A 26,634-nucleotide genomic window follows, 5' to 3' on the forward strand; every position below is an offset into this window, starting at 1 on the left:
GTCATATTCCCCGCGTCGTTCGTACGGCGCCTGGCCCGGAAATCCTCCAGCTGCTTGACGATATACGCGTAGTGCTGCCCGGCTACCCGGGGGATTTGATCGGTGTGCCTGGCATTCTCCGATCGCCTGTCTGTGGACCTATTGCACCGCGAAGACAAGATGCTGTTGCCGCGCTTGAAGTCCAGTTGCGTGTTGCCGCCGGCTGCCACGGCAATGTACTGCTTGCCGCCGACGGTATAGGACACCGGCGGCGAATTGACGCCAGCGCCGCACTGGAACTGCCACAGCAGCTTGCCGTTGGCCGCGTCGAACGCCTTGAACAGGCCGTTGCCTTCGCCGGTAAAGACGAGCCCGCCGGCCGTGGCCAGCACGCCGCCGATCAGCGGCTGCTCGGTCTTGTAGTCCCACGCCACCTTGCCGCTATCGATATTGACCGCCGACAGCTTGCCCCACTGCTGCTCGCCCGGGATGACCTTGAAGGCGCCGCCCAGCCACAGCTTGCCGCCCGGATAGGGCACGTCTTCCCCCTGATACGTCATTGGCTGATGCAGGTTGGCGGCATAGGCAAGGCGCGTCTTTGGGGACTTCTTGGCGTGGCGCAACCTAAACTAGTCCAGCGCGCGGGCAGTGCCAAGGGCGATTGCCCGGCAGGCCATTTTTTCGCCTAGAGTTCCTTGGGCGGCTGGTGTGCGGCAGGAGATGCTGCGTAGTGTGCATGGTGGTCGCGCTGGCAAGCAGTCATCCTGGGAGCGCGCGATGCAAGAGCCGGCCAATGTCTTCGATCCCGAACGGCGCCGCATGCTGCGAGCGGGGGCACTGGCAATGCTGGGGTTGAGCGTCCCGCCGTTGAGCGCCTGTGCCCAGAAGCCGGCCGCCGCCCCGAACACGGGCCCGGCGCGCATCGGCGTGATCGGCTCCGGGCGCATTGGCGGCACCGTCGGCGGGCTCTGGGTCAAGGCGGGGCATCCGGTCCTGTTCTCGTCGCGGCATCCAGAATCACTCAAGCCGCTGGTCGATGGCCTCGGCCCGCTGGCGCGGGCGGGGACGGTCGCCGAGGCAATCGCCTTTGCCGACGTGCTGTTCCTCGCCACCCCTTACAGCGCCTTGCCGCAACTCAGCCAGGAGAATGCCGGGGCATGGTCGGGCAAGATCGTGCTGGATGCCACCAATGCCATTGCCCAGCGCGACGGCGCGATTGCCGATGAAGCGCAGCGCAACGGCATTGGCATCACCACGGCGAAATACCTGCGCGGGGCACGCGTGGTGAGGGCGTTCAACTTCATGGGCGCGACCAACTTCGCCAATGAACATCACCGGCCCGGCGGCCTGATCGCCGTGCCGATCGCCGGTGACGATCAGGCGGCGCTGCAGGTGGCGGCGCAGTTGGTGCGCGATGCCGGGTTTGAGCCGGTGGTGGTAGGGCCGCTGGCCAGCGCGGACAAGTTTGCGCCGGGTGGGCCATTGTTCCGGCAGATCGGTACTGCCGAAGAATTCCGCAGGAAGATGAGCGGGCAGTAGCGCCGAGTCGCGCGTGCCGTTCAGCGCCGTCGATCGTGCAAGGCCGCCGCGCGCCATGCGCCGGGCGGTTGCCCGAAGCGCCGCGTAAAGCTGCGCGTAAAGGTGGTCTGGTCCGGATAGCCCGACGCCAGCGCAATCTCAGCCAGCGGCAGCGTGGTCTGCGACAGCAGCTGCACCGCGCGGTCAAGCCGCAGCCGGGTCTGGTACCGGTGCGGCGTATCGCCGAAGGCCTCGGCGAAGAGGGTCTGGAAGCGGCGCACGCTCCAGCCGAAATGCCCGGCCACCTCGGCCACCCGCAATGGCTCGGACAGGTTGGCGCGCAGGTAGGCATCGACGGCCATCAGCGGGAAGACATGCTGGTCGGCTGGCATGCCCAGGCTCTCGGCCAGCGCCGCTGCCAGCGTCGCGGCGAGCTGCCAGTCGGTATGCGGGCCGCGCGCGGCCGCGGCGGCGCGCCACGCCGCCAGCGCGCGCACGCGGCTGCCGAAGGCGCCGTCCAGCGCAAAGGTGCGGGGGCGTGCCATCAGCCTTGCCGGCAGCGCCACCGACTGCGCCGGGAAGTCCGCGACCAGCTGCAGGTTGCCGTCGAAACCCAGAAATTCATGGTGGCTGCCGGCCGGCACGATCAGCCCGGTGTGCGCGTCGACGCGGTACGCATGGCCATCGATCTCCAGCTCGGTCGCGCCCGCCAGCCCGAACAGCAACTGGTGGTGGCGGTGCTGGTGGCCGTCGGGCTGGTCGCGGTAGCGGCGGTGCTCGACCAGCGGCGCGGGGGCTTCAGCGCGCTTCGGCATGCCGCGGCCTGCCCTGTGTCTGGCACAGCCACACGCCCGCGCCGGCCACCGCCATGCCGAGCGCCTGCAGCGCATTCAGTCCCTGGCCGAACAGCAGCCACGCCTGCACTGCCGCCAGCGGCGGTGCCAGGAACATCAGCGCCGCGGCGTTGGCCGCCTGCCCGTGCCGTACCAGGCTGACCAGCAGCCACGTGCCGGCGCCGGAAAGCCCAAGCCCGGCCCACGCCAGCGCGGCCCAGAGCACCGCGCCGCCTTGCCAGTGCAGCGGGCCGCCGGCGCTTTCGGTCGCGACCATGACGCCGGCTACCAGCATGGCGCCCAGGTTCTGCCACGCCGAGCTGGCGCGCAGGTCGCAGGCGGCGATCGCGGATTTCTGCAACAGGGTTCCCATGGTGATCGAAACAATGGCCAGCACGCCCAGCAGCACGATCCACGGCGAGACCGGCTGCACGCCGGCCTGCATCGCCGGGGCCACGACCAGCGCGACGCCCAGCGCACCCAGCGCCAGGCCCTGCCAGGTCCGCCTGGAAGGTAGCTCTTTCAGCAGTGGAATGGCAAGCAGCGCGGTCAGCAGCGGCTGCAGCGCGCCCAGCAGCGCCATGATCGCCGGCGGCAGGCCTTGCGCCACGGCGCCGTAGCCGGCACACAGGTAGACGCCCTGCATCAGCGCGCCGGCCAGCAGGTGGCGCGGCGCCTCGCGCAGCGGTGGCCAGGCAGCGCCGGCGGCCAGCGTCCACGCCACGAACATCAGCCCGGCCACGGCAAAGCGCGCGAGCAGGAAGAGGCTGGTATCGGCCAGCGGTACGATGGCCTTGCCGACGATAAAACCGGTGGACCAGACCAGCACGAAGGCGAGGCTGGGCAGCCTGGCTGGGGCGGGGAAGGCGGGAGCGGGGAAGGCGGGGCGCGACATGACAGCAAACGGAAAAGACAAAGCGCAAGGCTAGCCAGGCGCGCCGGGGCTGTCTTGGCAATTCCGGCAATGCCGCCGGTTCCGGCCCTGAAAGCGCTGATAACACTCCCGCGGTGCAGGGGTGTCAACGGAACCGCGCTTGGCACGTAACATCGACAGGTCGGCCATGACAAGGAGGTGGGCATGGATGCGGCGCAACAGGCGCAACACGCGCAACACGCGCAACAGGCAAGACATGGCACGGTGCGGCGGCCGCGGCTGGCGTGGCGCGCCGCCCCGGCGCTGGCGCTGGCCGCGTGTGTTGGCGCCTGTGCCCAGCTACCAGCCGCCGGCAGCGACAGCGCGGCCGACCTGCACTGGCTCAACACCGTCAGCTTTGGCGCCGACCAGGCCAGCCTGGCCGAGCTGCGCCGCCTGGGGCGCGCGGCCTACCTGGAGCGCCAGCTGGCCATGCCGCTTGCCGACCCGCCGGAACTGGCCGCCGCCATCGCCGCGCTGCCAGCGCTGCAAGGCGATCCCGGCGCACCGCTGCAGGCCGCACGGCAGTCGCGCGAGCGCATCGAGGCGCTGCCCGACGAAGACAGCAAGCAGCAGGCCCGCCAGGCCCTGAACGCACAGGGCCGCGAGCTGGTGGCCGACACCGCGCGGCGCCACCTGCTGCGGGCGCTGTACTCGCCGGCGCAGCTGCGCGAACAGATGACGTGGTTCTGGATGAATCACTTCAGTGTTTATTCGGGCAAGGGGCAGGTGCGCTGGCTGCTGCCCGACTATGAGGAACGCGCGATCCGCCCCCATTCGCTGGGGCGTTTCCGCGACCTGCTGATGGCCACCGTCACCGCGCCGGCGATGCTGCTCTACCTGGACAACGCGCAGAGCAGCGCCAACCGCATCAACGAGAACTACGCGCGCGAGCTGATGGAGCTGCATACGCTGGGCGTGGCGGGCGGCCCCAGCGGCTCGCGCTACACCCAGCAGGATGTGCAGGAGCTGGCGCGCGTGCTGACCGGTGTCGGCGTCAACCTGCGCGGCACGCCGCCGCGGCTGCCGCCCGCGCGTGCGGCGCTGTACCGCAGCGACGGTGCGTTCGAGTTCAATCCGGTGCGGCATGACTTCGGCGCCAAGACGCTGCTGGGGCAGCGCATCGAGCCGGCCGGGTTTGATGAAGTCGAGCGCGCCGTGACGATCCTGTCGCGCGAGCCGGCCACGGCGCGCTTTATCAGCGCCAGGCTGGCTGCGTACTTCATCGCCGACAACCCGCCGCCCGCGCTGGTCGAGCGCATGGCCCAGGCCTTCACCCGCACCGACGGCGACATTGCTGCCGTACTGCGCACCATGTTGCTGGCACCCGAGCTGGACCGGCTGCCGGCGTCATCCCCGCGCAAGTTCAAGGATCCGATGGTCTACGTGGTGTCGTCGCTGCGGCTGGCCTACGAAGGCCGGCCCGTTACCAACCTGCGCCCGGTGCTGACCTGGCTGAACCAGCTGGGCGAGCCGCTGTACGGCCACGTAACACCCGACGGCTATCCCGCGGCGGAAAGCGCGTGGGCCAGTTCCGGGCAGATGGTGCGGCGCTTCGAGATCGCGCGCGTGATCGGCTCGGGGCCGGCGGGGTTGTTCGCCGGGGATGGGGGCATGCCGCGCGGCGCGCGCTTCCCGGTGATCGGCAACAAGCTTTACTACAACAGCATCGAAGCCACGCTCGGTCCGGCCACGCGCGCCGCGCTGGCGCAGGCGGCCTCGCAGGCGGAGTGGAATACCGTGCTGCTCAGTTCGCCCGAATGGATGCAGCGCTGACGCGCGCGGGACGGGGTCCGGTATGCAACGCAGACAATGGCTGAAGACGATGGGCGGCGCCGCACTGGCGTGGGCGCTGCCCGCCACGGTTTCGCGCGTCTACGCGCTGCCGGGCCAGGCCGACGCCCGCTTCCTGCTGGTGTTCCTGCGCGGCGGCTATGACGCTGCCAGCGTGCTGGTGCCGAGCGGCAGCGACTTCTACTATGCGGCACGCCCCAGTATCGCGATCCGGCGACCGCCCGCCGCCGGCGCGGACACCGACCCGGGCGCCGCCGTCGCGCTGGCGCCGGCCTTCGCCGCAGACAGCGCCGCGCGCGGCATCGGCGAATGGGCGCTGCACCCCGCACTGGCGCCGACCATGCTGCCGCTGTGGCAGCGCGGGCAGTTGGCCTTCGTGCCGTTTGCCGGCACCCATGACCTGTCGCGCAGCCATTTCGAGACCCAGGACACCATCGAGTCAGGCCTGCCGGGCGCTGGCGTTGATCCACACAACCGCAGCCAGCTCGCCGCGCTGCGCGGCAGCGGCTTCCTCAACCGCCTGGCGCAGGCCATGGGCGGCCAGGCCGCGCCGGTGGCCTTCACCGACGGCCTGCCGATGGTGCTGTCGGGGCCGCGCGACGTGCCCAACGTCTCGCTCAGGGGCAGCGGCCGCACCCCGTTCGACGCGCGCCAGGAACAACTGCTGGCGCAGATGTACCGCGGCACGCGTTTCGAGTCGCTGATCGACGAAGGCTTCGAACTGCGCCAGGCGGTGGCGCGCCAGGCAGAAGCCACCGCAGGTGACATGGCCGGCGGCAACATGGCCGAGCGCCCGCAGGAGATGCAGGCCGCCAACCGCCGCTCGCTCAGCGCGCGCGGCTTCGAGGTCGAGGCGCGGCGCATGGCGGGGCTGATGCGAGACCGCTTCAACCTTGGCTTTATCGACGTCGGCGGCTGGGATACCCATGTCAACCAGGGCGCGGCGCAGGGGCAGCTCGCCGGCCTGCTCGACAACCTCGGCCGCGGCCTGTCCGCTTTCGCCGACGGCATGGGTCCGGCATGGCGCCAGACTACCGTGTTGGTGCTGTCGGAATTCGGCCGCACCTTCCGCGAGAACGGCACCCGCGGCACCGACCATGGCCACGGCACGGCCTACTGGGTGGCTGGCGGAGCGGTGCGCGGTGGCCGCATCGCGGGCGAGCAGGTCGCGGTGGAGCGCGCGGCGCTGAACCAGGATCGGGACTGGCCGGTGCGCAATGAGTATCGTGCGGTGCTGGGCGGGCTGTTCCAGCGGCTGTATGGGCTGGATACGGCGCGGCTGGCGCAGGTGTTTCCGGGGGTGCCCGGGCGCGATCTGGGGCTGGTCTAGCAAGCCGCCGCGGCAGGCGAGCCGCAGCGCTCGGTTGCAGTCCTCAGTTACTGGCTTCAGTTATTGCCACTACCCGGCGAGATCGTGGTCGGCGCGACCGGATAGATGGGCGCGGCAGGAGCCGTTGTGGGCGGCGGTGGTGGGAGGCCAGCAGCGGCGGGGCTGGCCGGTGCCGCGGGCGCGGGTTGGCCAGACGGCGCTGCCGGCGCGGTGGGTGCGCTCGCCGTCGCCGGGTCCTGCGGCGGCACCGCCATCACCGTTTCCCCCTGATCCAGCGCCAGGCTGGACTCCTCTCCGCCACTGCCACCACCGCTCACCGGCGCGGACGCCGACGCCATCGGCGCGCTCGCCGGCGGCGTCATATCCGCCTCAGGCGCCGGCAGGGCCGGACGGCGCGGCGCCGGGCGCGGCGCGGTGGCGTCGTTGGCCTTGTCGCGGCTGAACAGCTGGGTCCACCAGCCGCGCACCTGATTGCCGAGCGAGGCGAACACGTTGGTTTCCTCATACTCGGCAAAGCGAGCGCGGCCGTCGATGACGCGGCCGCGCAGCGCGCGCTGGTAGAAGTCGCCGACCATCGGCAGCGCGCTGTGCGCGCCCTGGCCCCAGTAGTCGCTGCGCAGCGTGACGCGGCTGTCGTTGAAGCCGACCCAGGCGCCGGCAACCAGCTCCGGGTGCATCATGATGAACCAGCCGTCGGCGTTGTCCTGCGTGGTGCCGGTCTTGCCGGCCACGTCGGCGCGGATGCCGAAGCGCGAGCGGATGCCGGCACCGGTGCCGCGGTCGATCACGTCGCGCATCACGTCGAGCAGGGTCTGCGTGGTGGCATGGGGCAGGGCGTGTTCGGCGCGCGCCGGGCGGAACACCTGCAGCACATTGCCGTTGCGGTCTTCGATGCGCGTGACCATGGTGGGCGCGATGTAGTTGCCGGCGTTGGCGATGGTGCCATAGGCGGCCACCATTTCCTTGAGCGTGACCGGGCTGGTGCCCAGCGCCAGCGACGGCACCTCGTCGAGCCGGCTTTCGCGCACGCCCATCTCGCGCGCCAGCCGCGCCACGCGCGCCGGGCCTACCTGCTGCATCAGCTGCGCGGTGATGGTGTTGCGCGAGTAGACCAGGCCGTCGCGCAGGCTCATCGCGCGACCGGTGGGGCGGCCTTCGTCGGTCGGGCGCCAGATCTCGCCGCCGGCCAGCTCGATCTCGACCGGCTGGTCCATCAGCGTGTCGTCGGGCGACTTGCCTTCCTCGAACGCCGCGCCGTAGACGAAGGGCTTGAAGGTCGAGCCCGGCTGGCGGCGCGCCTGCTGCACGTGGTCGAAGGCGTCCTGCGTGTAGTCGCGGCTGCCGACCCAGGCGCGGATCTCGCCGCTGCGCGGATCGATGGCGAGGAAGCCGGCCTGGATGCGCGTCTTCTGCTGGTGCAGCGCGCGCATGAAGGTGCCGTTTGCCAGCAGCTGCTTCATTGCGTCTTCCGGCGGCGTGCCGGCTGCGGTGGCGGCACGGTATTCCGGCGACTCGCGCACGAAGGCCTGCACCAGCGCGCGGTCCGCGGCCCAGCCCGCGCGCGGCGCCCAGGCGGCATTGGCGATCGCCTGCAGGCGGTTGCCCTGCTGCGCCACCGCCTGCGTGGCCATGGCCTGCAGGCGCGCGTCGATGGTGGTGCGCACCACCAGGCCGTCGGCGTAGATGTCGTAGCCGTTGCGGTCGGCCCAGCCGATCAGCCACTTGCGCAGCTGCTGCGCGAAATGCGGCGCGGGGCCTGGCGGCTCGGTCTGGCGCTCGAAGTCGATGCGCAGCGGACGGCGTTTGAGCTGCTCGTAGCGGGCCGCGTCGAGCTTGCCGCGCTTGACCATCTGCCCCAGCACGATATTGCGCCGGTCCAGCGCGCGCTCGGGGTTCAGCACCGGGTTGTAGTAGCTGTTGCCCTTGAGCATGCCGATCAGCGTCGCGCTCTGCAGCACGTCGAGCGAGCGCGCCGGCTTGTCGAAGTACGTGCGCGCGGCCATTTCGATGCCGAACGCGTTGTACAGGAACGGCACCGTGTTCAGGTAGGTCTCGAGGATCTCGTCCTTGGTGTACAGCGCCTCGATCTTGAACGCGGTGATCGCTTCCTTGAGCTTGCGCGTCAGCGTGGGCGCGCGGCCGATCTCGTCCGGATAGAGGTTGCGCGCCAGCTGCTGGGTGATGGTCGAGCCGCCCTGGCGGTCACCCGTGAAGGTATGCACCGCGGCCGAGGCGAGGCGGCGCCAGTCCAGCCCGTGGTGCTCATAGAAGCGGTGGTCTTCGGTCGAGATCAGCGCCGCCACCACGTTGGGCGAGATCTGCTTCAGCGGCACCCAGTCGCGGTTGGCCCACTTGAAGACCGCCAGTTCCTTGCCGTCGGCCGAGAGCACCTGCGCCGGCTGCTCGGACTTGGCCTTGCGGATGTCGCTGATGCCCGGCGTAAACGGCACCAGCACCAGCACGTACAGCAGCAAGGCCGTCGGCACGGCGGCCATGCCCACGAGCACGCCGCGGCGCGTGGGCCGCAGCGAGCCGGGGCGGGTCAGGCCGAGGCGCGCGCTGCGCGCGCGCAGGCCCGACAGGCGTTGCTGGATCGAGGCGGGGAGCGGAGCCTGCAGCGAGGCAAGCCGGGTCTTGATCTCTGCCAGCTTCATGAGGCGAAGCTGCCGAGGCAAAGGCGCATGGCGGCACGGGGCACTGGCATTACCGTCGTCGGAAAAGCATGCATCCTACCAAAACGATCCCGTTGCTTACAGGGAAAACCCCCATGCGGGTGCTATTCGGCACATTGTGCTGCGTACTATTCGTCACAAGGCTTTCATATTGCGCCAGCACAATGCGCCGGCCGCACATGTGCGGACGTGCGCCGCCGCCAGGGCTATGGCGCGGCCAGCCGGCTCAGGCGCGGGTGGCCGCCGGCCCCGGTCGGACCGGCGCGGTGTCATGGATCACCATAAAACAGAGAAATCACAGTGAAGAAAGCTCTCCTTGCAATGACGGCAGCAGTGGCCGCTACGGCGGTATCCGGGGTGGCCTCGGCCCAGTCCGCATCGAACGTAACGCTGTACGGCATCGCCGATGCCGGCCTCGAAGTCATCAGCCACGTGCCCGGCACCAACGGTGCCCAGGGCACGACCACCCGCCTGAACTCGGGCAACCTGTCCGGCTCGCGCTGGGGCGTGCGCGGCACCGAAGACCTGGGCGGCGGCCTGAAGGGCATCTTCGTGCTGGAAAGCGGTTTCGATATCGATACCGGCATCTCGGGCCAGGGCAACCGCCTGTTCGGCCGCCAGGCGTACGTGGGCCTGCAGGGCGGCTTTGGCGCCGTCACGCTGGGCCGCCAGCAGAACGCGCTGTACGACCTGTTCGGCGCCTTCGACCCGATGGGCGTGGGTCCGCGCTACTCGCTCAACAGCGTCGACTCGGCCTTCAACGGCCGCGCCGACAACGCCATCAAGTACACCGGCAAGTTCGGCGGCCTGACCGCCACCGGCTTCTACAGCTTCGGCCGCGACAACAACGGCGAAGTGCCGGGCGAACCCAAGGTCGCGCGCAACTTCGGCGGTGGACTGTCGTATGCCACGGGCGGCTTCTCGGTCGGCGCCGCCTACGACCAGTACCAGGGCGCCACCGTGGCGCTGCAGGACCGCAGCGCCAAGCGCGCCGCGGTGGGCACTGCCTACGCTTTCGGCGATGCCAAGGTCTTCGCCGGCTCCCGCTGGCTGAAGGACGACGGCGTGTCCAGCGCCACCGCGGCCGCGACCCGCACCAACGTCTACTGGGCCGGCGCGCAGTACCGCTTTACGCCCGCCTTCCTGGTGACTGGTGCCGCCTATTACAACGACACCCGCAACAGCGATGCCGATCCGTGGATGTTCGTGCTGTCCGCCGACTATTCGCTGTCCAAGCGCACCGACGTGTACCTGAACGTGGGCTACGCCAAGAACAAGAGCGGCTCGGCGCTGGGCCTGAACGGCGTGGGCACCGTGGTCGCGGGCGAGAACCAGACCGGCGCCACCATCGGCATGCGCCACCGCTTCTGATCCCAGCCGCCTGATACCCGCCCGGCGATGGCGCACCGGCGGCGCGCACGGGCGGACGCGTGATGTTCATATCGACACCTTGCCTTTGCGGGGTTCGTTGGGCCGGTTCCTCGATCGGCCCTTTTTTCTTGCGCGGCCTACCGGTAGGCCGCGGCACTGATGAACTGCCCGAACCGCTCGCACCAGATCACCACCGCCCGGTGCTGGCCGGGATCGACGCCATCCGGCAGCGCCACGGCGAAGTTGCCGAACGTCTTCAACGGCGCAACCTGCACCGCGCGGTCCTTGAGTTTGAGAAAATCCGCCTTGGTGTCGACGAACTCGGGTACCAGATAGATCCGGTAGTCCGGGCCCGGCGCCACGCTTCCCTCGAAGGCGATGGCCCTGGCCGACACATGCAGCTGCCCGCTGGCCCAGTGGAACGCGTCGCTGCCGGCCAGCTCCTTGCGGAACGTGCCGGAAAAGGCCGCCTGTTGCGATACCGCCTGCACTTGCCCGGTGCTTGCGCCAGCCTGCTCGGTCAGGATCGGCAGCACATAGATCCCGGCGGCAAAGCCGGTCGCCAGCATGGCGAGGTGGGTCAGCACGAGGATGGCGATCTTGCGGGGAGACGTGGCCGTCATGTCTGGCTCCGGTTTCTGGCGGGGGGACATGGGTTGGTCGTGGCTGCGGCAGCCTCCTGACAGCAGGTTTCAGACACAGTCATCAAAGCAACACAGGAATGTGGTTATGATTTGACGTCCTCATGACGAGAAGCTGCCTATGACACTCCACGTCACGATCCGTACCATCCGTACGGGCGCGCTGCAGACGGCCCGCTACCAGGCCCAGGTCTACCCGACCACCGACGGCGAAGCCCTGCCCCTGCTGGCCACGCCCTGGAGCGAACGCGAGGCCGAGGTCTTTCGCGACGCCCAGTTCTGGGCCCAGCGCCACGCCTACATCGTGTCCAACCCGCGGGTGGGGACGTACTACGGCATTCCATGCCGGCGTTGATGCAGGCGCTGTTGCCGGCGATAACGGCACGCCCGGCACGCCGGCGCGGCGCGCTGCCGCTGGCGGCGGCATTGATGCTGGCGGGCTGCACCGCCGAAAACGTGGTCGGCGTCTTGTCCGGCGGGCGCGACGGCCTGTGGCGCAACGTGCAGCAACGCTGCCTGGCGCCGCCGCAGCCGCAACATGCCGATTGCGCCAGCGTCGACCGCACGCGCGGGCTGGTGCTGTACAAGGACGCGATCGGCGCGTCGCACTACCTGGTGATCCCGGCTCGGCCGGTGAAGGGGGTGGAGGACCGCAGGGCGTGGGATGGCAGCGGTGCCAACGCCTGGGCCTACGGCTGGGCCGAGCGCGGCATCGTGGGACAGTCGCTGGGCAAGCCGGTGCCTGACGACATGCTGGGGCTGGCGGTCAATTCCCTTGCCTCGCGCAGCCAGGACCAGCTCCATATCCATCTCGACTGCATCAGCGCCGCGGCGCGCGCCTTCGTCAATGGCGCGAACGGGCCGATCGGCACGGAGTGGACTTCGCTGCGATTCGACGGCAAGCCGGTGCGGGCCAGGTTTATCCCGGCCGCCGCGCCGGTGCTGTCGGCCGACCCGTTTGCCCTGGTCGGGGGCAAGGCCGACGATCCGGCTGCCAGTGGCAGCGCGGCGCCGCCGCCCGACCGCGGCATCTTCCTCACCTACGGGCAAGACCGGCAGGGCCGCGCCGGTTTCTTCCTGGTGGACCAGCCAGTCCATGCCGCGGCCGGCAGCAACGGCCATGCGAGTGATTTCCTGGACCGGCGTTGCCGGCTGGCGGCGGAGTTGCCGGCGGCGGGGTAGGGCCGATGTGGCGGCGCGAAGCGGCCAGCCATCTTCCCGGCTAGCGGGCGGCGGGCGCGGAGGCGGTGGCGGCTGCCGACGCCGGCGCCGGTGTGGATGGCGCGGCGGGGCGCTGCCCCGGCTTGGCCGCCGTGCCCGCCGCCAGCCCGTCCAGCACCTTGGCCGCCGCCAGGTGCTGCGGGATCATCAGCCCTTCGCGCGCAGTCGCCACGTTGATCTGTCCGCCCTGGGCGCTGCCGCGCGCGACAAAGTCGCGGCCATGCCGGTACACCAGCCGCGTCAGGTCTGCCACCTCGGTATCCGACAGGTCAGGGCCGGTCACCAGAATCGCCGCGGTGGCGATGGTGCGCACCGGCTCTCGCAGGCCCGGATAGGTGCCGGGCGCAATACTGGCGCGGAAATACCCCGCCTTCTGCCCGACCATCGCCACGATCGCGCGCTCGTCCAGCGGCAGCAGCCGCAACGGCAGTTCGCTCAACGCATCGCGGATGCTGTCGGACGGCACGCCGATCACCTGCATCACGGCATCCACCTGGTTCTGGCGCAACGCCACCAGCGCCGCGCCCAGGCCCACTTCCTCGGCCTTGAAATCCTTCTCGGTCAGCCCGTGCGCGGCCAGCACGCGCAGCACCGTGCCGCGCGACGCCGCGCCGCGTTCGCCCACCGCGATGCGCTTGCCGCGCAGGTCGGACACCGAGCGCGCCGGGTCGCCGTCGCGCACCAGCACATGCACCGGTTCCGGGTACAGGCTGCCGATGGCGCGCAGTGACGCGTGCGGCCCATCCTCGGCAAAGGCGCCCTTGCCCTCGTACGCTTCCAGCGCGGCATCGCCCTGCGCCATCGCCGCCGAGACCTTGCCGCTGCGCAGCAGGCGCAGGTTCTCGTCGCCGCCGCGCGTCACCAGCGGGATGGCGCGCACGCGCGCGCCGTCCACCAGTGCGCGCACGAAACGCAGGTACTGGCCGTGCTCGGCGCCGGCGGCAATGGCGTAGCCCTCGTCGATGCGGGCCAGCCGGGCGCGGATATTGGCGTGCGCGGTGGTCAGTTCCTGCTCGATCACGGCACGCTGCGCCGGCGAGGCGTCCTTCTGGACCGCCTCGACCACCTTGCGCATGGCGTCCAGGATGGCCGCGGGGCCGGTGGGCGCGTTGGTGGCCACGGCGGGCGCCTCCGCCGGCCGATAGCCGGCGGACTGCACGCTGACCCAGCGCTCGCCGTCGCGCCGGTACAGCGCGGTGCCGTGCGCGCGCAGGATGTCGCCGGCCTTGTTGCCGCCGCTGGTGATGCCGGTGATGCCACGCGGTCCGGCGCCCAGCGCCGAGATCAGCCCGGCCACGCCGGGAGAATCCCACGCGCCGAAGTCATAGTCGCGCAGCAGCTTCAGTTCCGCGTCGAAGTACACCACGCGCCGGGTCTCGCCGGTGGGTGCCTTGGTATCGGACTGCGAGCCGCGACGGTCGATGCCGGCCAGCTGCACGGTGCCCGGCGGCAGCGCCTGCGCCAGGCGCTCGTTGAGGTTGGCGCGGATGCCGTCGGCGTTCGGGCCGCCACCGCAACCGGCCAGCCAGAGGCTGGCCAGCAGCGCGAAGAAGAGGGCAAGGCAGGCGCGGCGCATGTCAGCCTCCGATCAACGGCAAGGCCAGCAGCAGGGTCAGCACGAACGCGTTCATCAGATCGACAAAGAACGCGCCGGCCAGCGGCGTGATCAGGTAGCTGGTGGGTGCCGGCCCGTAGCGCGCCGTGATCGCGCGCATATTGGCCATGGCGGTCGCCGTGGAACCCATGTTGAAGCCGATGAACGCGGCCGAGGTGACCGCCGCCTCGTAGTCGCGGCCCATGAAGCGGAAGCAGACGAACACCACGTACAGGATGATGAATACCACCTGCATGGCGATGATCAGCAGGAACGGGCCGGCCGACAGCGCCACCTCGGCGAGGTCCAGCGCCATCATGGTCATCACCAGGAACAGCGACAGGCAGACGTTGGTGATCAGGTCGGTGGCGCGGTCGTCGAAGCGCAGGCCGATGAACGGCAGCAGGTTGCGGATTGCGATGCCGAGCATCATGCACCACAGGAACCCGGGGATGGTGATCGGACCGGCCGGCATCTGCGCCGCGATCCAGCGGCCGCCGATCACCGCGGCCAGCATGCCGGCCAGCGCCGCGAGCGCGCCGACCGTGGTGATCGGCGATGCGGCGGCGGCTTCTTCCTCGGTGTCGCCGGCCTCGCGCGAGGTCGAGCGCAGCTTGTAGCGCGAGATCAGGTACTGCGCCACCGGGCCGCCGATGATGCCGCCGACGACCAGGCCGATGGTCGCCACCGTCATCGACAGGTCCATGACCGCCTGCAGGTTGTTGACCTCGGCGAAGCGCTCGGCGTACGCGGCCCCCGTGCCGTGGCCGCCCACCAGCGTGATGGAGCCGCTCACCAGCCCGAAGATCGGGTGCAGGTCGAGCGTCCTGGCCATGGCCACCCCGACCACGTTCTGCACCAGGATATAGGGCAGCAGGATGATGATAAAGATCACCAGCGCCTTGCCGCCGCGCTTGAGCATGCGCAGGTCGGCGCCAAGCCCCACGCCGCCGAAGAACATCAGCAGCAGTACCGGCTTCATGCCGGGATCGATGACCACGCGGAAATTCGCGCCCGCCGCGGCCACCGACGCGACGATGGCGAACAGCAGGCCGCCGGTGACGGGGTCGGGGATGTTGTAGCGCGACAGGATGCCCACGCTCCGGTTGACCAGGGTGCCGATCAGCAGCACCACCACGGCAGTCAGCAATGAAGCCAGCAGGTCGAGATTCATCGGGGGCGTCCTGGCGGTAAGTCCTGCGGTGGGGCGCCGCTGGCCGTGCCGGTTGTGCACTGGCCGCCAGCGAGGCCTGGCGCGTAGCATGCATCACTACGGGTTGTAGACGGACAGTGGGGAGAAGGCAAGGAAAGGATCGGAAGCCGGCAGCGAACGCGACGGTGTCGGGCCACGACAGGCGGGCTCTATGGCTTTTATAAGCATGACTTTCGTGGAGGCACCGGCCCTCTCCCCCGGCCCCTCTCCCGCAAGCGGGAGATTGGAACAAACAGCCGGCAACGCACGCGTTCAATGCGCCCGCAACGCGTCCACGATATTCATCCTTGCCGCGCGCACCGCTGGCAGGAAGCCGCCCACCAGTCCCATCGCCATTGCGAACGCCAGCGTCTGCAGCGCGATCCCGGGCGTCAGGATGAAGCGGAACGACAAGTCGGCAAACGTCTGGAAATTGGTGGTCGAGAATGACGCGAACTGCATCAGCGCCGCAAAGGCCAGTCCGGCCAGGCCGCCCACCAGGCCCAGCAGTGCCGCCTCGATCAGGAAGGCCACCAGCACATTGGCGCGCTTGAACCCCAGTGCGCGCAGCGTGCCGATCTCCGACACGCGATTCGCCACCGAGGCGTACATGGTGATCATGGCGCCGATCATCGCCGCGACCGAAAAGATGGTGGACAGCGTAAAGCCCAGGATATTGATAAAGCTCGACAGCGCCTTGGACTGGTCGCTGTAGAAGACCTGCTCGCGCTTGGCCTCGTCGGCCAGGCGCGGGTCTACGTCGATATCGGCGCGGAAGCGCTCGAACAGCGTGGGGTTGGCCAGCCGTACCACCATCGACGAATACGCATTGCGCCGGAACGACTGCATCAGCTGGTCGACGTCGCCCCAGGTCTCCGAGTCGAAGCCGCTGCCGCCGGCGTCAAAGTGGCCCACCACGGTCCATTCGCGCTGGGCAAAGCGCAACTGCTGGCCGATCTGCACGCCGGCAAAGCCGCCGGCAATGCTGCTGCCGACGATGATCTCGGCCGATCCCGGGCGGAACATGCGTCCCGCCACGAGCCTGACCTGCGGGCGCAGTTCCATGCCCAGCGGCGAGATGCCGCGGATCACCACGTTGGAGGGCTGGCCGGTGCTCGACTTGGTCAGCGAGATCAGCACCACGGCCTCGCGCGAAGCCATCGGCTGGCCGGCGCCGGTCATGGCCACCGCCGGGTGCATTTCCAGGATGCCGGCCTGGCCGCGGTCGACGGCGCTCTGGATCTCGGTTTCGGCGCCCTTGCGGATCACCACCACGTTGTCGTGCTCGCCGGTGGTGACCAGTGTCTTCTTCAGGCCTGCATCCAGCATCAGCATGGTGGCGAAGACAAAGACCACCAGCGCCAGCCCGCCCGCGGTCAGCGCGGTGGTCAGGCGCCGGGCCCACAGGTTGCGCGCGATATAGGTGAGCGGGATCGCCATGGTTGCCGGGCGCGTCAGCCGATCGCCCGCAGGCCTTCGACGATGCGCACGCGCGCGGCCTGCACCGCGGGCACGATGCCGGCGGCGATGCCGACCGCCAGCGCGCACGCGGCCTGCGCGCGCATCGTTTCCGGTGATACCGTGAACACCGGGAACACGCCGCCCACCGCCTGCTTGAAGGCCGCAGCCATCGGCGGCGTGGCCAGCATGCCGAGCGCGCCGCCGGCCACGCAGATCGCCAGCGACTCGCCGAACACCAGCAGCGCCAGGAAGCCCGGCCCGAAGCCCAGCGCCTTCAGCGTGGCGTACTCGACGGTGCGCTCGCGCGCGCTCATCGCCATGGCATTGGCCATCACCGCCATGATGATCACGATCACCACGTAGGACACCACGCGGATCGCCGCGATGATCTGGTTCGACATGGCGACGAAGCCGAGCTGGAAGGCCTGCTCGGTCTCGGTCAGCGTCTCCGCCAGCGAGTTGCGGAACACCGCGTCGACATTGCGCGAGATCGCCGCGGTGTTGTCGGGGTTGTCCACGCCCAGCACGTAGACCCCGACCTGGTCGGCCTGGCGCGGCGTCTTCTTGCGGATAGTCTCGTTCAGGTATTCCCAGTGGAACACCATCTGCCGCGTGATGATGCTTTCGTCGCGGCCGTCCATGATGCCGCGCACCACGAACTCCCAGGTGCCGGGGTAGATGGTGCCCTTGATCGGGATCACGTCGCCGATCTTGAAGCCGAACTGGTCGGCAAGCTGGCGGCCGACCAGCGCACCCTTGCGGTCGCGCTGGTATTCGGCGCGCTGTTGCTCGGGGATGATGAATTCCGGATAGAGATCGAGGTAGTTGTCCGACACCGCGAACTGCGCAAAGAAATTCTTGGGGTCGCGATAGATGCCGCCGAACCAGTTGGAACGCGCCACCATGGTCACGCCGTCCACGCCGCGGATGCGTCCCTCATAGCTGAGCGGCAGCGGGAACACCAGCGAGATCGCATTGCGCGTCACCAGCCGCGCGCTGGACGCCGCCGAGGCGCCCGCGTACCACGCGTCGATCACGGTCTGCAGCAGGCCGAACGCCAGCACCGCGATCACCAGCCCCAGCACGGTCAGTGCGGTGCGCAGCTTGTGCCGCAGCGCGTTGCGGGTGATCAGCTTGAGCGCGTACATGATGGGTCAGGCCACCTCGCCGCGGATCAGCTCGCCCTTCTCCAGGTGCACCAGCGAGCCCGCCGCCGCAGCGGCATGGGCATCGTGCGTGACCATGATGATGGTCTTGCCGAGTTCCGCGTTCAGGCGCTGCATCATCGCCAGGATTTCCGCGGCGGAGGTGCGGTCGAGGTCGCCGGTGGGTTCGTCCGCGACGATCAGCGATGGGTCGGTGATCAGTGCCCGCGCGATCGCCACGCGCTGCTGCTGCCCGCCCGACAGCTCGGACGGGTAGTGGCTCATGCGGTCGGCGAGGTTGACCATGTCGAGCACCAGTTCCACGCGCGCGCGCCGTTCCGCGCGCGGCAGGCTGGTCAGCATCAGCGGCAGTTCCACGTTCTCGAACGCGGTCAGTACCGGCATCAGGTTGTAGAACTGGAAGATAAAGCCGACGTTGGCGGCGCGCCAGTCCGCCAGCGCGGCTTCGGGCAGCTGCGTGATATCGAGCCCGGCCACCTGCAGCGTGCCGCTGTCGGGCCGGTCGATGCCCGCGATCAGGTTCAGCAGCGTGCTCTTGCCGGAGCCGGACGGGCCCATCAGCGCCACGAAGTCGCCTTCGCCGATATCGAGCGAGATATCGGTCAGCACGGGCACGGTCTGCATGCCGCGCCGGTAAGACTTGGCGACATGGCTGATGCGGACCAGCGGCGCGGCGTTCATGTGGTCACCCTCATGTGGTCACCTTCATGTTGTCATTTCAAGGCTTGGCCGGCGTGACGCGGTCGCCGTCGCCGAGCTTGTCGCCGGGCGACAGCACCAGCACGTCGCCCGGCTTGACGCCCTGCACCGCGACCAGCTCGCCGAGCTTGTCGCCGGTCTTGACCTGGGTTTCGTGCGCCTTGCCGTCACGGACCACATAGACCACCTGGCGGCCGTCGCGCGTGACCACGGTGGCGGGCTGCACCGCGACCATCGGCTGGCGGTCGCGCGCCGTGGCGGCGCGCGACAGGAAGGCGATCTTGGCGCTCATGTCCGGCAGCACGCGCGCGTCGCGGTCGACGAAGCGCACCTTGACCAGCACCGTGGCCTTGGAGCGGTCCACCGTCGGCACGATGCGCGATACCTGGCCGGCCAGGCGCACGCCGGGCAGGGCGTCGAGCAGCAATTCGCACGGCTGGCCGGCGCGGATCCTGGCGATATTGGATTCGGCGACGTCGGCTTCCACTTCCAGCGTCTCCATGTCGGCAATGGTAACGATCGCGCCCTTGGTGTCGGCGGCGGCAGAGAACGGCGTGATGTTGTCGCCGACGTTGGCATGCTTGACCAGCACCACGCCGTCGAACGGCGCGCGCACGACTGTCTGCTCCACCGCGACTTCGGCCGCGCGCGCGTTGGCCTGCGCCGACGCGATCGATGCCTGCGAACTGCTGACCGAAGCCCTGGCCTTGTTAAAGCGCGCGACGTCGGCATCGTACTGGTTGCGCGAAATCGCGTTCGGCACGATCAGGATCTCGGAGCGGCGCAGGTTGACCTCGGCGTCCTTCAGTTCCGCCTGCTGCAGCGCCAGGTTGGCTTGTGCCACTTTCACCTGGGCCTGCGCCTGGGCGAAGGAAGCGGACACGTCCTTGCTCTCGAGCCTGGCGATGACCTCGTCCTTCTTCACGTGCGAGCCTTCCAGCACGCCCAGCCATTCGAGCCGGCCCTGCGCCTTGGACGCGACCGCCGCCTTGCGCTGCGGCACGACATAGCCGGTGGCGTTGAGCAGCGTGAAATTCTGCGTGGGATAGGCCGAGGCGACGGTGGTGGTCTGCACCGACTGCGGGCCGGCGAGCCTGAGGGCAATGCCGAGCACGGCCAGCAGGATCAGCGCAATGACCGCATAGCGCAGCCATCTGCGCCGGGGACGGATGTGGGCGCCGGGCGCGGCGGTGGCGCTGCGGTCGATTTTCAGCCTGGACAGGTCGTGGTCAGCCAATTGCGCGCTTCCTCCGGCAGGCCTGGGCGATCGCGGCCTGCGTGTTGCCGTGGTGGGGGCGGGGGGCTTCCCAGTATAGCGGGGTGCGCGGGGGATTACTTGCTTGTGGTGAGGCAGCCGGGCTGCGGTGGGGGCTGTCGTTGTTTGGTCCCTCTCCCCGAAGCGGGAGAGGAAGCAAACCCGGCGGGTGCGGTGCGTTGTCAGCTAGTGATTCGTCTCCACCGCAAGCTTCAGCTTGCCCAGTGCAAACTCCCACTGCCTTCCGATCGCCTCCAGCGAGCGCCGCGCCGCCTCGACCTGCGCCGGCTCGAACATCCACAGCCGCTCGCGCCCGGCCTTGCTGTCGCGCACCAGACCGGCCTGCGACAGCACCTGCAGGTGCTTGGTCACCGCCTGCCGCGTCATGGCGCTGCCGGCGGTCAGTTGCGCGATCGACATGGCGCCGCCCGCGCACAGCGCCGCGACCAGCCGCAGCCGGGTCTCGTCGCCCAGCGCGGCAAAGACCGCGGCGGACTGTTGCAGGTCCAGCGCTTCAGGCGGTGCCGGTGACGTGCTTGTGGACATTCTTCACCTGTTGATCCCAGCCGCCGCCGTTGATGCGGAACGCTTCCATGCGGCGCTCTGGCGGGATCTGGTCGAAGCCCGACTCGACCACGGTCAGCATGGTGCCGCCATCGACTTCACGCAGCGTGAATTCCACCAGCGTGCTCGGTTCGTCGGAGTAGTCGCGCCCGCGTTCCAGCGGGGCGGGGTGCCAGCGCCAGGACAGCAGCTTTTCCGGCTCCACGCGTTCCACCTGAACGTCGAATTTCAGGTATTCGTAGCCGGGGTAGGTGATGCTGCCGACGGCGCGCCGGCCGGGTGTGAAGGTGGCGCCGTCAAACTTGACACCGAACCAGCTGCCGAAGGTGTCGGCATCGGCCAGCGCGTGCCAGACGCGCGCCACGGGGGCTTCTATCAGGATGCTGCGTTCGATGCGGTCGGTTTCTGAGGGCATGTCCGGTCTCCTGTTTCAGGGGGTTGATATGCAACGTTGTGGTTGCATGTTAGGAGACCGGGGCGGAAAAGGCAACCAGATGGTTGCTGGTTGCCGGGGCCAGCGGCGTTTCCAGCGGTCGAGGTCGCAAGGGCGTGGGGAAACGACCGTTTCTATCTATGCAATTGAGAAGCAAATGTTGCATTTGCTCCGGGGCTGGCCCATACTGCGGATGCCTGCCCGCCGAAGGCATTCCTTCTGGCCGCTCAGGTGCCGGAGGCGCCCTGCCGGGGTTGGCCTTGATGCTGGCCACCAGTCCGGCAAACGCCTTCATCCGCCGCGCGCCCCCAGACGCGCGGCAAGGCACTGCCACCTCAACACCATCATGACCCACGTATTCCATCGCAATCCGCGCCAGAAACTGCCCGTCGCCGTTGCTGGGGAGGGGATCGAACTGATCGACAGCGAAGGCAGGCGCTACCTCGATGCCTCCGGCGGCGCCGCCGTATCGTGCCTTGGGCATGCGCACCCGCGCGTGATCGAGGCCATCAAGTCGCAGCTCGATACCATCGCCTACGCGCATACCTCGTTCTTCACCACCGAGGTGTCGGAGACGCTTGCCGAAACGCTGGCGCAAGCCGCGCCGGGTGATCTCGACCACGTGTATTTCGTCTCCGGCGGCTCCGAGGCCGTGGAATCGGCGCTGAAGCTGGCGCGACAGTATTTTGTCGAGGTGGGCCAGCCGAGCCGCCGCCATTTCATCGCGCGTCGCCAGAGCTATCACGGCAATACGCTCGGCGCGCTGGCGATCGGCGGCAATGCCTGGCGGCGTGAGCCGTTCCTGCCGCTGCTGGTGCCGGCGCACCACGTGTCACCGTGCTACGCCTACCGCGACCAGCAGGCGGGCGAGACCGATGCGCAGTACGCACAGCGGCTGGCGGATGAGCTGGAAGCCAGGATCCTGGAACTGGGGCCGGACACCGTCGCCGCGTTCGTCGCCGAGACGGTGGTCGGTGCCACCGCCGGCGCGGTGCCGCCGGTGGGCGACTACCTCAAGCGCATCCGCGCCGTTTGCGACAAGTACGGCGTGCTGCTGATCCTGGACGAAGTCATGTCCGGCATGGGCCGCACCGGCTACCTGTTCGCGTGCGAAGAGGATGGCGTGGTGCCGGATATCGTCACCATCGCCAAGGGCCTTGGTGCCGGCTACCAGCCGATCGGGGCAATGCTGTCGACGCGCCGCATCTATGACGCCATCGTCGGCGGCAGCGGCTTCTTCCAGCACGGCCATACCTACATCGGCCACGCCACCGCATGCGCGGCGGCGCTGGCGGTGCAGCGCACGATTGCCGAAGACAAGCTGCTGGCCAATGTGCTGGCCCGCGGCGAGCAACTGCGCGCGCGGCTGCGCGAGGCGCTGGGCGAGCATCCCAACCTGGGCGACGTGCGCGGGCGGGGGCTGTTCGTCGGCGTGGAGTTTGTCGCGGACCGCGACAGCAAGGCAACGCTGGATCCCGCGCTGAAGACGCATGCGCGGCTGAAATCGGCTGCGATGCAGAATGGGTTGCTGGTCTATCCGATGGGTGGCACGGTGGACGGCGTGCGCGGCGACCACGTGTTGTTTGCGCCGCCGTTTATCTGCACCGCGCAGGATATCGACGATATCGTGGGGCGCTTTGCCGAGGCGGTGCAGACGGTGCTGCCGGCGGGGGTGGCCGCGGCGGTGTAAGGCAGTAGCGCGGCAAAGGCTGCGTGGGAAAGCTTAAGACAGATCCCATGCCATCGGCTTGCTCCCCTCTCCCGCTTGCGGGAGAGGGGCGACAACATTCGCAGTGCCGTCGGGCCGGAATACTCGCCTCAATTCCTGCTCAAGCGTCCAGCTTGAACTCCCCCACCACCTGCTGCAGTTCCGTTGCCTGCCCCGCCAATGCACTCGACGCACTGGCCGCCTGCTCCACCAGCGTCGCGTTCTGCTGCGTCACGCTGTCCATCTGCGCGACCGCTTCATTCACCTGCGCGATCCCCGCGCTCTGCTGCTCCGACGCCACGGTGATCTCGCCCAGCAGCGCCGTGACGCGGCTGACCGATTGCACGATCTCATGCATGGTCTCGCCGGCCTGTCCCACCAGCGCCGAGCCGCTGTCCACCTGCTGCACCGAGGCATCGATCAGCTGCTTGATCTCCTTGGCCGCCGCGGCGCTGCGCTGCGCCAGCGTGCGCACCTCGCCCGCCACCACCGCGAAACCGCGGCCCTGCTCGCCGGCGCGCGCCGCTTCCACCGCGGCATTCAGTGCCAGGATGTTGGTCTGGAAGGCAATGCCTTCGATCACTTCGATGATGTCGGTGACCTTGCGCGAGCTGGCGCTGATCGCTGACATGGTCTGGACCACGTTGCCGACCACCTCGCCGCCGCGCTCGGCGATGCCGGATGCGGCTTCCGCGAGGCCATTGGCCGCGCGTGCGCGTTCGGTATTCTGGCGCACCATCGCGGTCAGCTCGCCCATGCTGGCAGCGGTCTGCTGCAGCGAGGCGGCCTGTTCCTCGGTGCGCTGCGACAGGTCGGTATTGCCGGCGGCGATCTGGTGCGAGGCCGCGCCGATGGAATCGGTAGCGGCCTTGATGCGCGTCACCAGGTCGGTGAGCATGTCTTCCATCTCGCCCAGCCCGCCCAGCAGCCGGCCGAACTCGCCGCCGCGCTCGGTTTCGAAGTCCTGGCTCAGGTCGCCGGCGGCCACCGTTTCGGCGATATAGACCGCTTCGGCCAGCGGCGCCTCGATGCTGCGCGCCAGCGCCCAGGTAGCCGCCACCGCCACGCCCAATCCAGCCACGCCAAGCGCCACCAGCAGGTTGCGTGCGTTGCCGTCGCCGGCGCCCTGCATGCGCGGCAGTGCGATCGCGATGCCGACCGCAGCCAATGCCCACATGGCGCCAAACGCCGCGCCAATTCTTATCCGTATCCCCAGGTTCTGCATGTCTCCTCCGTTCCCCAGCTTTCCAAGTCGGCCGTTTCGGCGCCGGGGCGGTGCCGGTTTGCCGGCCCGCACGCTTGACGCCTCAACCTACGGTTATCGACGCCGGAAGGCGGGGCTTTAGGGAATTATTTGCAGGCTGGCGCCAACGGCACGCTCAGGCGGCCCGGCTCACCCTTCGCGGTAGCAGAACGTCTCGAACCATGACGCCAGCGCCTCGCGCGCCGGCGCACTCAACGATGCGCCAGGCACCGTGGCCGTGCCGGTCCGGCAGGCCTGCACGGCATAGCGGCGCACGCCTTGCGCGGCCAGCGAGCGTGCCAGCGCCAGCAAGCGCGGCTCGCTGAGGCAGGCGGGATCCCACGTGGTCCGGCATTCGAATGGAAGGCCGGCGCCGAGCAGCAGCGCCAGGCTGGCCTGCACGCGCGCCAGGCCGCCGGGCCGTCCGACCAGCGCATCGTGGCCGGCGGAATCCGCCTTGATGTCCAGCCCGACCCAGTCCAGTTGCGGCAACAGCGCGGCGAGCCGGCGCGGATAGATGCCGGCGGTATGCAGCCCCACCCTGAAACCGAGTGCGCGCACCGCCCTGGCCAGCTCCGGCAGGCGCGCTTCGCTGAGCGGCTCGCCGCCGGAAAACACCACGCCGTCGAGCAGCCCGGCGCGGGTCGCCAGCCAGTCCAGCACCGACGGCCAGGCATAGGCCGCATGGCGCCGCTGCAGGTGGGCGTTGTGGCAATAGCCGCAGCGCCACGGGCAGCCGGCGATAAACAGCACCGCCGCCAGCTGTCCGGGCCAGTCCACGCTGGAGAACGGCACCAGCCCGGCCAGCGCCGGCCCGCCGCGCAATGACGCGGCGGCCGCCGGCGCGGGCACGGGTACGGCCACCGTGGCGCGGGCCGGGAGGCAGGGGCCGTCAGCGACAGGCGCTTTCAGTGAAGAAACGCCGCTCATTGAACTCTCCCTGCTTGCCGGTGTTGAAGGACGTAACGGGCCGGTGGTAGCCCATCACCCGGGTCCAGACCTCGCAGCGGGTACGCAGGGCGGGATCGAGGGCCGGCGTGGCTGGCTGGCGCGATTCGGTATTCATGAGAGCTCCTCTTCAGGTTGGGTTTGCGGCGCGCTGGCCGCGGCTGGGATGCGTGCCAGCAGTTCGGCATCGCACCGGGGACAGAACTCGTGGCGCCCGCTCAGGTAACCGTGCTTCGGGCAGATCGAGAAGGTGGGTGTGACGGTGATATACGGCACGCGAAAGCGTGACAGCGCGCGCCGGACCAGCGCCTTGCAAGCCTGCGCGCTGGAGAGGGCTTCGTTCATGTACAGGTGCAGCACGGTGCCGCCGGTGTACTTTCCTTGCAGCGCTTCCTGCATCGACAGCGCGGTGAACGGGTCGTCGGTGTAGCCGGCCGGGAGCTGGCTGGAGTTGGTGTAGTAAGGCTGCTCGGCCGTGCCGGCCTGCAGGATGTCCGGCCAGCGCTTGCGGTCCTCGCGCGCGAAGCGGTAGGTGGTGCCTTCGGCCGGGGTTGCCTCCAGGTTATAGAGATGGCCGGTCGCTTCCTGGAATTCGCCGATGCGCGCGCGCACATGGTCGAGCAGCCGCAATGCCATGGCGTGACCGCCCGGCGTCGTGATGTCATCGGCATCACCGGAAAAATTCCGGATCATCTCGTTGACGCCGTTGACGCCGAGCGTGCTGAAGTGGTTGCGCAGCGTGCCGAGATAGCGGCGCGTATAGGGATACAGCCCCGCGTCGATGTAGTGCTGCACCACGCGGCGCTTGTCTTCCAGCACGTCGCGGCCCAGCGCCAGCAGGCGGTCCAGTGCCGCCATCAGCCCGGCCTCGTCGCCCCGGTGCAGGTAGCCCAGGCGCGCGCAGTTGACCGTGACCACGCCGACCGAGCCGGTCTGCTCGGCCGAGCCGAACAGGCCGTTGCCGCGCTTGAGCAGTTCGCGCAGGTCCAGCTGCAGGCGGCAGCACATGGAGCGGACCATGTGCGGCTCCAGGTCGGAATTGATGAAGTTCTGGAAGTAGGGCAGCCCGTAGCGCGCCGTCATTTCGAACAGCGGCTCGGCGTTGGGATGGTCCCAGTCGAAGTCCGGCGTGATGTTGTAGGTGGGGATCGGGAAGGTAAAGGCGCGCCCGCGCGCATCGCCCTGCATCATCACCTCGATGTAGGCGCGGTTGATCATGTCCATCTCCGGCTGCAGCTCGCCGTAGGTGAACGGCAGTTCCACGCCGGCGATATACGGCACCTGGCCGGCCAGGTCTTGCGGGCAGGTCCAGTCGAAGGTGAGGTTGGTGAACGGCGTCTGCGTGCCCCAGCGGCTCGGCACGTTCAGGTTGAACACCAGCTCCTGCATCGCCTGGCGCACCGCGCGGTAGTCCATGCGGTCGTGCCGGACGAACGGCGCCATGTAGGTATCGAAGCTGGAAAACGCTTGCGCGCCGGCCCACTCGTTCTGCAGCGTGCCGAGGAAATTGACGATCTGGCCGACAGCGGCCGACATATGCTTCGGCGGATTCGCCTCGACCTTGCCCGGCACCCCGTTGAAGCCTTCCGCCAGCAACTGCCGCAGCGACCAGCCGGCGCAGTAGCCGGAAAGCATGTCGAGGTCATGGATATGCAGGTCGCCGTCGCGATGCGCCTGCCCGGCTTCCGGGCTGAAGATATGCGATAGCCAGTAGTTGGCCGTGACCTTGCCGGCGACGTTCAGGATCAGCCCGCCCAGGCTGTAGCCCTGGTTGGCGTTGGCGCGCACGCGCCAGTCGCGCTGGGCCAGGTATTCCTCAATGGCGCTGGCCACGTCGACCTGCCCGCCAGGCGGTGCCGTCGGCGTGCCGGTTTGCACTGCGTCGCGCATGCTTACCCCTTTATGTAGTGTGTGCTGCGCAGATTAGCACTACATATAGTGGTCATGAGTTGCCGAAGTCGGGTGTTCTGCGCCCGGGTTGATGGCTGTCAACCGGCATGACCGGCACCTGGCCGGCGGGGGACGGCGCTTGCGCGGGCGCAAAGCCATGTTGGTGGTCGGGGCATTCCGGCTGGCGCAGCGCACGGCTTCCAGAAATG

22 protein-coding genes and 2 pseudogenes are annotated in these 26,634 nt (G+C 69.0%); 7 read left to right on the forward strand and 17 right to left on the reverse strand.

Translation table 11 applies throughout. The features are described 5' to 3' along the window. Window positions 1-155: 155 nt before the first annotated feature. Window positions 156-581 (reverse strand): annotated as a pseudogene (locus LPA45_RS28525) (PQQ-binding-like beta-propeller repeat protein); the annotation flags it as partial. A gap of 175 nt (window positions 582-756) precedes the next feature. On the opposite strand from LPA45_RS28525, the gene LPA45_RS28530 reads away from it, so the two are divergent. After that, complete coding sequence (locus tag LPA45_RS28530; RefSeq protein WP_116319417.1) at window positions 757-1,518, forward strand: NADPH-dependent F420 reductase; 762 nt, start codon at window positions 757-759, stop codon at window positions 1,516-1,518. Between the two features lie 20 nt (window positions 1,519-1,538). Here LPA45_RS28530 and LPA45_RS28535 read toward each other — a convergent pair whose 3' ends face one another. Then, a complete protein-coding gene (locus tag LPA45_RS28535) occupies window positions 1,539-2,312 on the reverse strand; it encodes an AraC family transcriptional regulator (RefSeq protein ID WP_116319418.1) in 774 nt (257 codons plus the stop codon). Beyond that, window positions 2,296-3,225 (reverse strand): DMT family transporter, encoded by a 930-nt coding sequence (locus LPA45_RS28540; protein ID WP_116319419.1) that lies wholly within the window; start codon window positions 3,223-3,225, stop codon window positions 2,296-2,298. Before LPA45_RS28540 ends, LPA45_RS28535 begins: the two co-directional genes overlap by 17 nt. Window positions 3,226-3,408: 183 nt before the next feature. Between LPA45_RS28540 and LPA45_RS28545 the strand changes: the two genes are divergently transcribed. Both LPA45_RS28545 and LPA45_RS28550 read left to right on the forward strand, forming a co-directional pair. Next, window positions 3,409-5,019 (forward strand): DUF1800 domain-containing protein, encoded by a 1,611-nt coding sequence (locus tag LPA45_RS28545; RefSeq protein WP_317922740.1) that lies wholly within the window; start codon window positions 3,409-3,411, stop codon window positions 5,017-5,019. Between the two features lie 22 nt (window positions 5,020-5,041). Then, window positions 5,042-6,367 (forward strand): DUF1501 domain-containing protein, encoded by a 1,326-nt coding sequence (locus LPA45_RS28550; RefSeq protein WP_116319421.1) that lies wholly within the window; start codon window positions 5,042-5,044, stop codon window positions 6,365-6,367. Window positions 6,368-6,423: 56 nt separating this feature from the next. On the opposite strand, the gene LPA45_RS28555 is transcribed toward LPA45_RS28550, so the two are convergent. Beyond that, window positions 6,424-9,021, reverse strand: a complete 2,598-nt coding sequence (locus LPA45_RS28555) for a penicillin-binding protein 1A (RefSeq protein ID WP_317922739.1) — start codon at window positions 9,019-9,021, stop codon at window positions 6,424-6,426. Window positions 9,022-9,339: 318 nt separating this feature from the next. Between LPA45_RS28555 and LPA45_RS28560 the strand changes: the two genes are divergently transcribed. Further along, the gene (locus tag LPA45_RS28560) at window positions 9,340-10,410 is read left to right on the forward strand and encodes a porin (RefSeq protein WP_317922738.1); all 1,071 of its coding nucleotides are present in this window, start codon (window positions 9,340-9,342) and stop codon (window positions 10,408-10,410) included. Between the two features lie 137 nt (window positions 10,411-10,547). Here LPA45_RS28560 and LPA45_RS28565 read toward each other — a convergent pair whose 3' ends face one another. Further along, the gene (locus LPA45_RS28565) at window positions 10,548-11,033 is read right to left on the reverse strand and encodes a DM13 domain-containing protein (protein WP_116319424.1); all 486 of its coding nucleotides are present in this window, start codon (window positions 11,031-11,033) and stop codon (window positions 10,548-10,550) included. A gap of 139 nt (window positions 11,034-11,172) precedes the next feature. On the opposite strand from LPA45_RS28565, the gene LPA45_RS28570 reads away from it, so the two are divergent. Together LPA45_RS28570 and LPA45_RS28575 are read left to right on the forward strand one after the other, a co-directional pair. After that, window positions 11,173-11,406, forward strand: coding sequence for a CDP-diacylglycerol pyrophosphatase (locus tag LPA45_RS28570; protein WP_116319425.1), 234 nt, complete (start codon window positions 11,173-11,175; stop codon window positions 11,404-11,406). Then, window positions 11,394-12,233 (forward strand): CDP-diacylglycerol diphosphatase, encoded by an 840-nt coding sequence (locus tag LPA45_RS28575; protein ID WP_233528116.1) that lies wholly within the window; start codon window positions 11,394-11,396, stop codon window positions 12,231-12,233. The genes LPA45_RS28570 and LPA45_RS28575 overlap by 13 nt, the downstream gene beginning before the upstream one ends. Window positions 12,234-12,273: 40 nt before the next feature. On the opposite strand, the gene LPA45_RS28580 is transcribed toward LPA45_RS28575, so the two are convergent. From LPA45_RS28580 to LPA45_RS28615, 8 genes are all read right to left on the reverse strand, one after another. Beyond that, window positions 12,274-13,848 carry a TAXI family TRAP transporter solute-binding subunit gene (locus LPA45_RS28580; protein ID WP_116319426.1) on the reverse strand — a complete coding sequence of 525 codons (1,575 nt, stop codon included), beginning with the start codon at window positions 13,846-13,848 and terminating at the stop codon, window positions 12,274-12,276. A 1-nt stretch (window position 13,849) separates the two neighbouring features. After that, entirely contained in the window at window positions 13,850-15,040 is a 1,191-nt protein-coding gene (gene gltS, locus LPA45_RS28585) for a sodium/glutamate symporter (protein ID WP_116319427.1), read from the reverse strand. Between the two features lie 291 nt (window positions 15,041-15,331). Further along, window positions 15,332-16,498, reverse strand: a complete 1,167-nt coding sequence (locus tag LPA45_RS28590; protein ID WP_317922737.1) for an ABC transporter permease — start codon at window positions 16,496-16,498, stop codon at window positions 15,332-15,334. 14 nt (window positions 16,499-16,512) lie between these two features. Next, entirely contained in the window at window positions 16,513-17,667 is a 1,155-nt protein-coding gene (locus tag LPA45_RS28595; RefSeq protein WP_116319429.1) for an ABC transporter permease, read from the reverse strand. Window positions 17,668-17,673: 6 nt separating this feature from the next. After that, window positions 17,674-18,366, reverse strand: coding sequence for an ABC transporter ATP-binding protein (locus LPA45_RS28600; RefSeq protein WP_116319430.1), 693 nt, complete (start codon window positions 18,364-18,366; stop codon window positions 17,674-17,676). Between the two features lie 37 nt (window positions 18,367-18,403). After that, on the reverse strand, window positions 18,404-19,621 hold the full coding sequence (locus tag LPA45_RS28605; protein WP_116319431.1) for an efflux RND transporter periplasmic adaptor subunit: 1,218 nt from the start codon (window positions 19,619-19,621) through the stop codon (window positions 18,404-18,406). Window positions 19,622-19,825: 204 nt separating this feature from the next. Next, on the reverse strand, window positions 19,826-20,185 hold the full coding sequence (locus LPA45_RS28610) for a helix-turn-helix transcriptional regulator (protein ID WP_116319432.1): 360 nt from the start codon (window positions 20,183-20,185) through the stop codon (window positions 19,826-19,828). After that, window positions 20,154-20,618, reverse strand: coding sequence for an SRPBCC family protein (locus LPA45_RS28615; RefSeq protein ID WP_116319433.1), 465 nt, complete (start codon window positions 20,616-20,618; stop codon window positions 20,154-20,156). Before LPA45_RS28615 ends, LPA45_RS28610 begins: the two co-directional genes overlap by 32 nt. Before the next feature lie 364 nt (window positions 20,619-20,982). On the opposite strand from LPA45_RS28615, the gene LPA45_RS28620 reads away from it, so the two are divergent. Next, a complete protein-coding gene (locus LPA45_RS28620; protein WP_116319434.1) occupies window positions 20,983-22,326 on the forward strand; it encodes an aspartate aminotransferase family protein in 1,344 nt (447 codons plus the stop codon). 139 nt (window positions 22,327-22,465) lie between these two features. Here the strand turns inward: LPA45_RS28620 and LPA45_RS28625 are convergent, their stop codons facing one another. The 4 genes and pseudogenes from LPA45_RS28625 to LPA45_RS28640 form a co-directional block, all read right to left on the reverse strand. Then, the gene (locus tag LPA45_RS28625) at window positions 22,466-23,569 is read right to left on the reverse strand and encodes a methyl-accepting chemotaxis protein (RefSeq protein WP_116319435.1); all 1,104 of its coding nucleotides are present in this window, start codon (window positions 23,567-23,569) and stop codon (window positions 22,466-22,468) included. A 168-nt stretch (window positions 23,570-23,737) separates the two neighbouring features. Next, entirely contained in the window at window positions 23,738-24,517 is a 780-nt protein-coding gene (locus tag LPA45_RS28630; protein WP_116319436.1) for an anaerobic ribonucleoside-triphosphate reductase activating protein, read from the reverse strand. Then, a complete protein-coding gene (gene nrdD / locus LPA45_RS28635) occupies window positions 24,480-24,653 on the reverse strand; it encodes an anaerobic ribonucleoside-triphosphate reductase (RefSeq protein ID WP_116319437.1) in 174 nt (57 codons plus the stop codon). The genes LPA45_RS28630 and nrdD overlap by 38 nt, the downstream gene beginning before the upstream one ends. Further along, window positions 24,650-26,374: pseudogene (locus tag LPA45_RS28640) on the reverse strand (ribonucleoside triphosphate reductase); the annotation flags it as partial. The pseudogene LPA45_RS28640 and the gene nrdD, both read right to left, overlap by 4 nt. Window positions 26,375-26,634 lie beyond the last annotated feature (260 nt).

It is taken from the genome of Cupriavidus sp. Agwp_2 (assembly GCF_040784895.1).
Classification (GTDB): Bacteria; Pseudomonadota; Gammaproteobacteria; order Burkholderiales; family Burkholderiaceae; genus Cupriavidus.

What these genes read in the sequence shown, in the direction of transcription:
- LPA45_RS28530 (WP_116319417.1), top strand. Translation starts at nt 757, where the DNA reads ATGCAAGAGCCGGCCAATGTCTTCGATCCCGAACGGCGCCGCATGCTG.
- LPA45_RS28535 (WP_116319418.1), bottom strand. Translation starts at nt 2,312, where the DNA reads ATGCCGAAGCGCGCTGAAGCCCCCGCGCCGCTGGTCGAGCACCGCCGC.
- LPA45_RS28540 (WP_116319419.1), bottom strand. Translation starts at nt 3,225, where the DNA reads ATGTCGCGCCCCGCCTTCCCCGCTCCCGCCTTCCCCGCCCCAGCCAGG.
- LPA45_RS28545 (WP_317922740.1), top strand. Translation starts at nt 3,409, where the DNA reads ATGGATGCGGCGCAACAGGCGCAACACGCGCAACACGCGCAACAGGCA.
- LPA45_RS28550 (WP_116319421.1), top strand. Translation starts at nt 5,042, where the DNA reads ATGCAACGCAGACAATGGCTGAAGACGATGGGCGGCGCCGCACTGGCG.
- LPA45_RS28555 (WP_317922739.1), bottom strand. Translation starts at nt 9,021, where the DNA reads ATGAAGCTGGCAGAGATCAAGACCCGGCTTGCCTCGCTGCAGGCTCCG.
- LPA45_RS28565 (WP_116319424.1), bottom strand. Translation starts at nt 11,033, where the DNA reads ATGACGGCCACGTCTCCCCGCAAGATCGCCATCCTCGTGCTGACCCAC.
- LPA45_RS28570 (WP_116319425.1), top strand. Translation starts at nt 11,173, where the DNA reads ATGACACTCCACGTCACGATCCGTACCATCCGTACGGGCGCGCTGCAG.
- LPA45_RS28575 (WP_233528116.1), top strand. Translation starts at nt 11,394, where the DNA reads ATGCCGGCGTTGATGCAGGCGCTGTTGCCGGCGATAACGGCACGCCCG.
- LPA45_RS28580 (WP_116319426.1), bottom strand. Translation starts at nt 13,848, where the DNA reads ATGCGCCGCGCCTGCCTTGCCCTCTTCTTCGCGCTGCTGGCCAGCCTC.
- gltS (WP_116319427.1), bottom strand. Translation starts at nt 15,040, where the DNA reads ATGAATCTCGACCTGCTGGCTTCATTGCTGACTGCCGTGGTGGTGCTG.
- LPA45_RS28590 (WP_317922737.1), bottom strand. Translation starts at nt 16,498, where the DNA reads ATGGCGATCCCGCTCACCTATATCGCGCGCAACCTGTGGGCCCGGCGC.
- LPA45_RS28595 (WP_116319429.1), bottom strand. Translation starts at nt 17,667, where the DNA reads ATGTACGCGCTCAAGCTGATCACCCGCAACGCGCTGCGGCACAAGCTG.
- LPA45_RS28600 (WP_116319430.1), bottom strand. Translation starts at nt 18,366, where the DNA reads ATGAACGCCGCGCCGCTGGTCCGCATCAGCCATGTCGCCAAGTCTTAC.
- LPA45_RS28610 (WP_116319432.1), bottom strand. Translation starts at nt 20,185, where the DNA reads ATGTCCACAAGCACGTCACCGGCACCGCCTGAAGCGCTGGACCTGCAA.
- LPA45_RS28615 (WP_116319433.1), bottom strand. Translation starts at nt 20,618, where the DNA reads ATGCCCTCAGAAACCGACCGCATCGAACGCAGCATCCTGATAGAAGCC.
- LPA45_RS28620 (WP_116319434.1), top strand. Translation starts at nt 20,983, where the DNA reads ATGACCCACGTATTCCATCGCAATCCGCGCCAGAAACTGCCCGTCGCC.
- LPA45_RS28625 (WP_116319435.1), bottom strand. Translation starts at nt 23,569, where the DNA reads ATGCAGAACCTGGGGATACGGATAAGAATTGGCGCGGCGTTTGGCGCC.
- LPA45_RS28630 (WP_116319436.1), bottom strand. Translation starts at nt 24,517, where the DNA reads ATGAGCGGCGTTTCTTCACTGAAAGCGCCTGTCGCTGACGGCCCCTGC.
- nrdD (WP_116319437.1), bottom strand. Translation starts at nt 24,653, where the DNA reads ATGAATACCGAATCGCGCCAGCCAGCCACGCCGGCCCTCGATCCCGCC.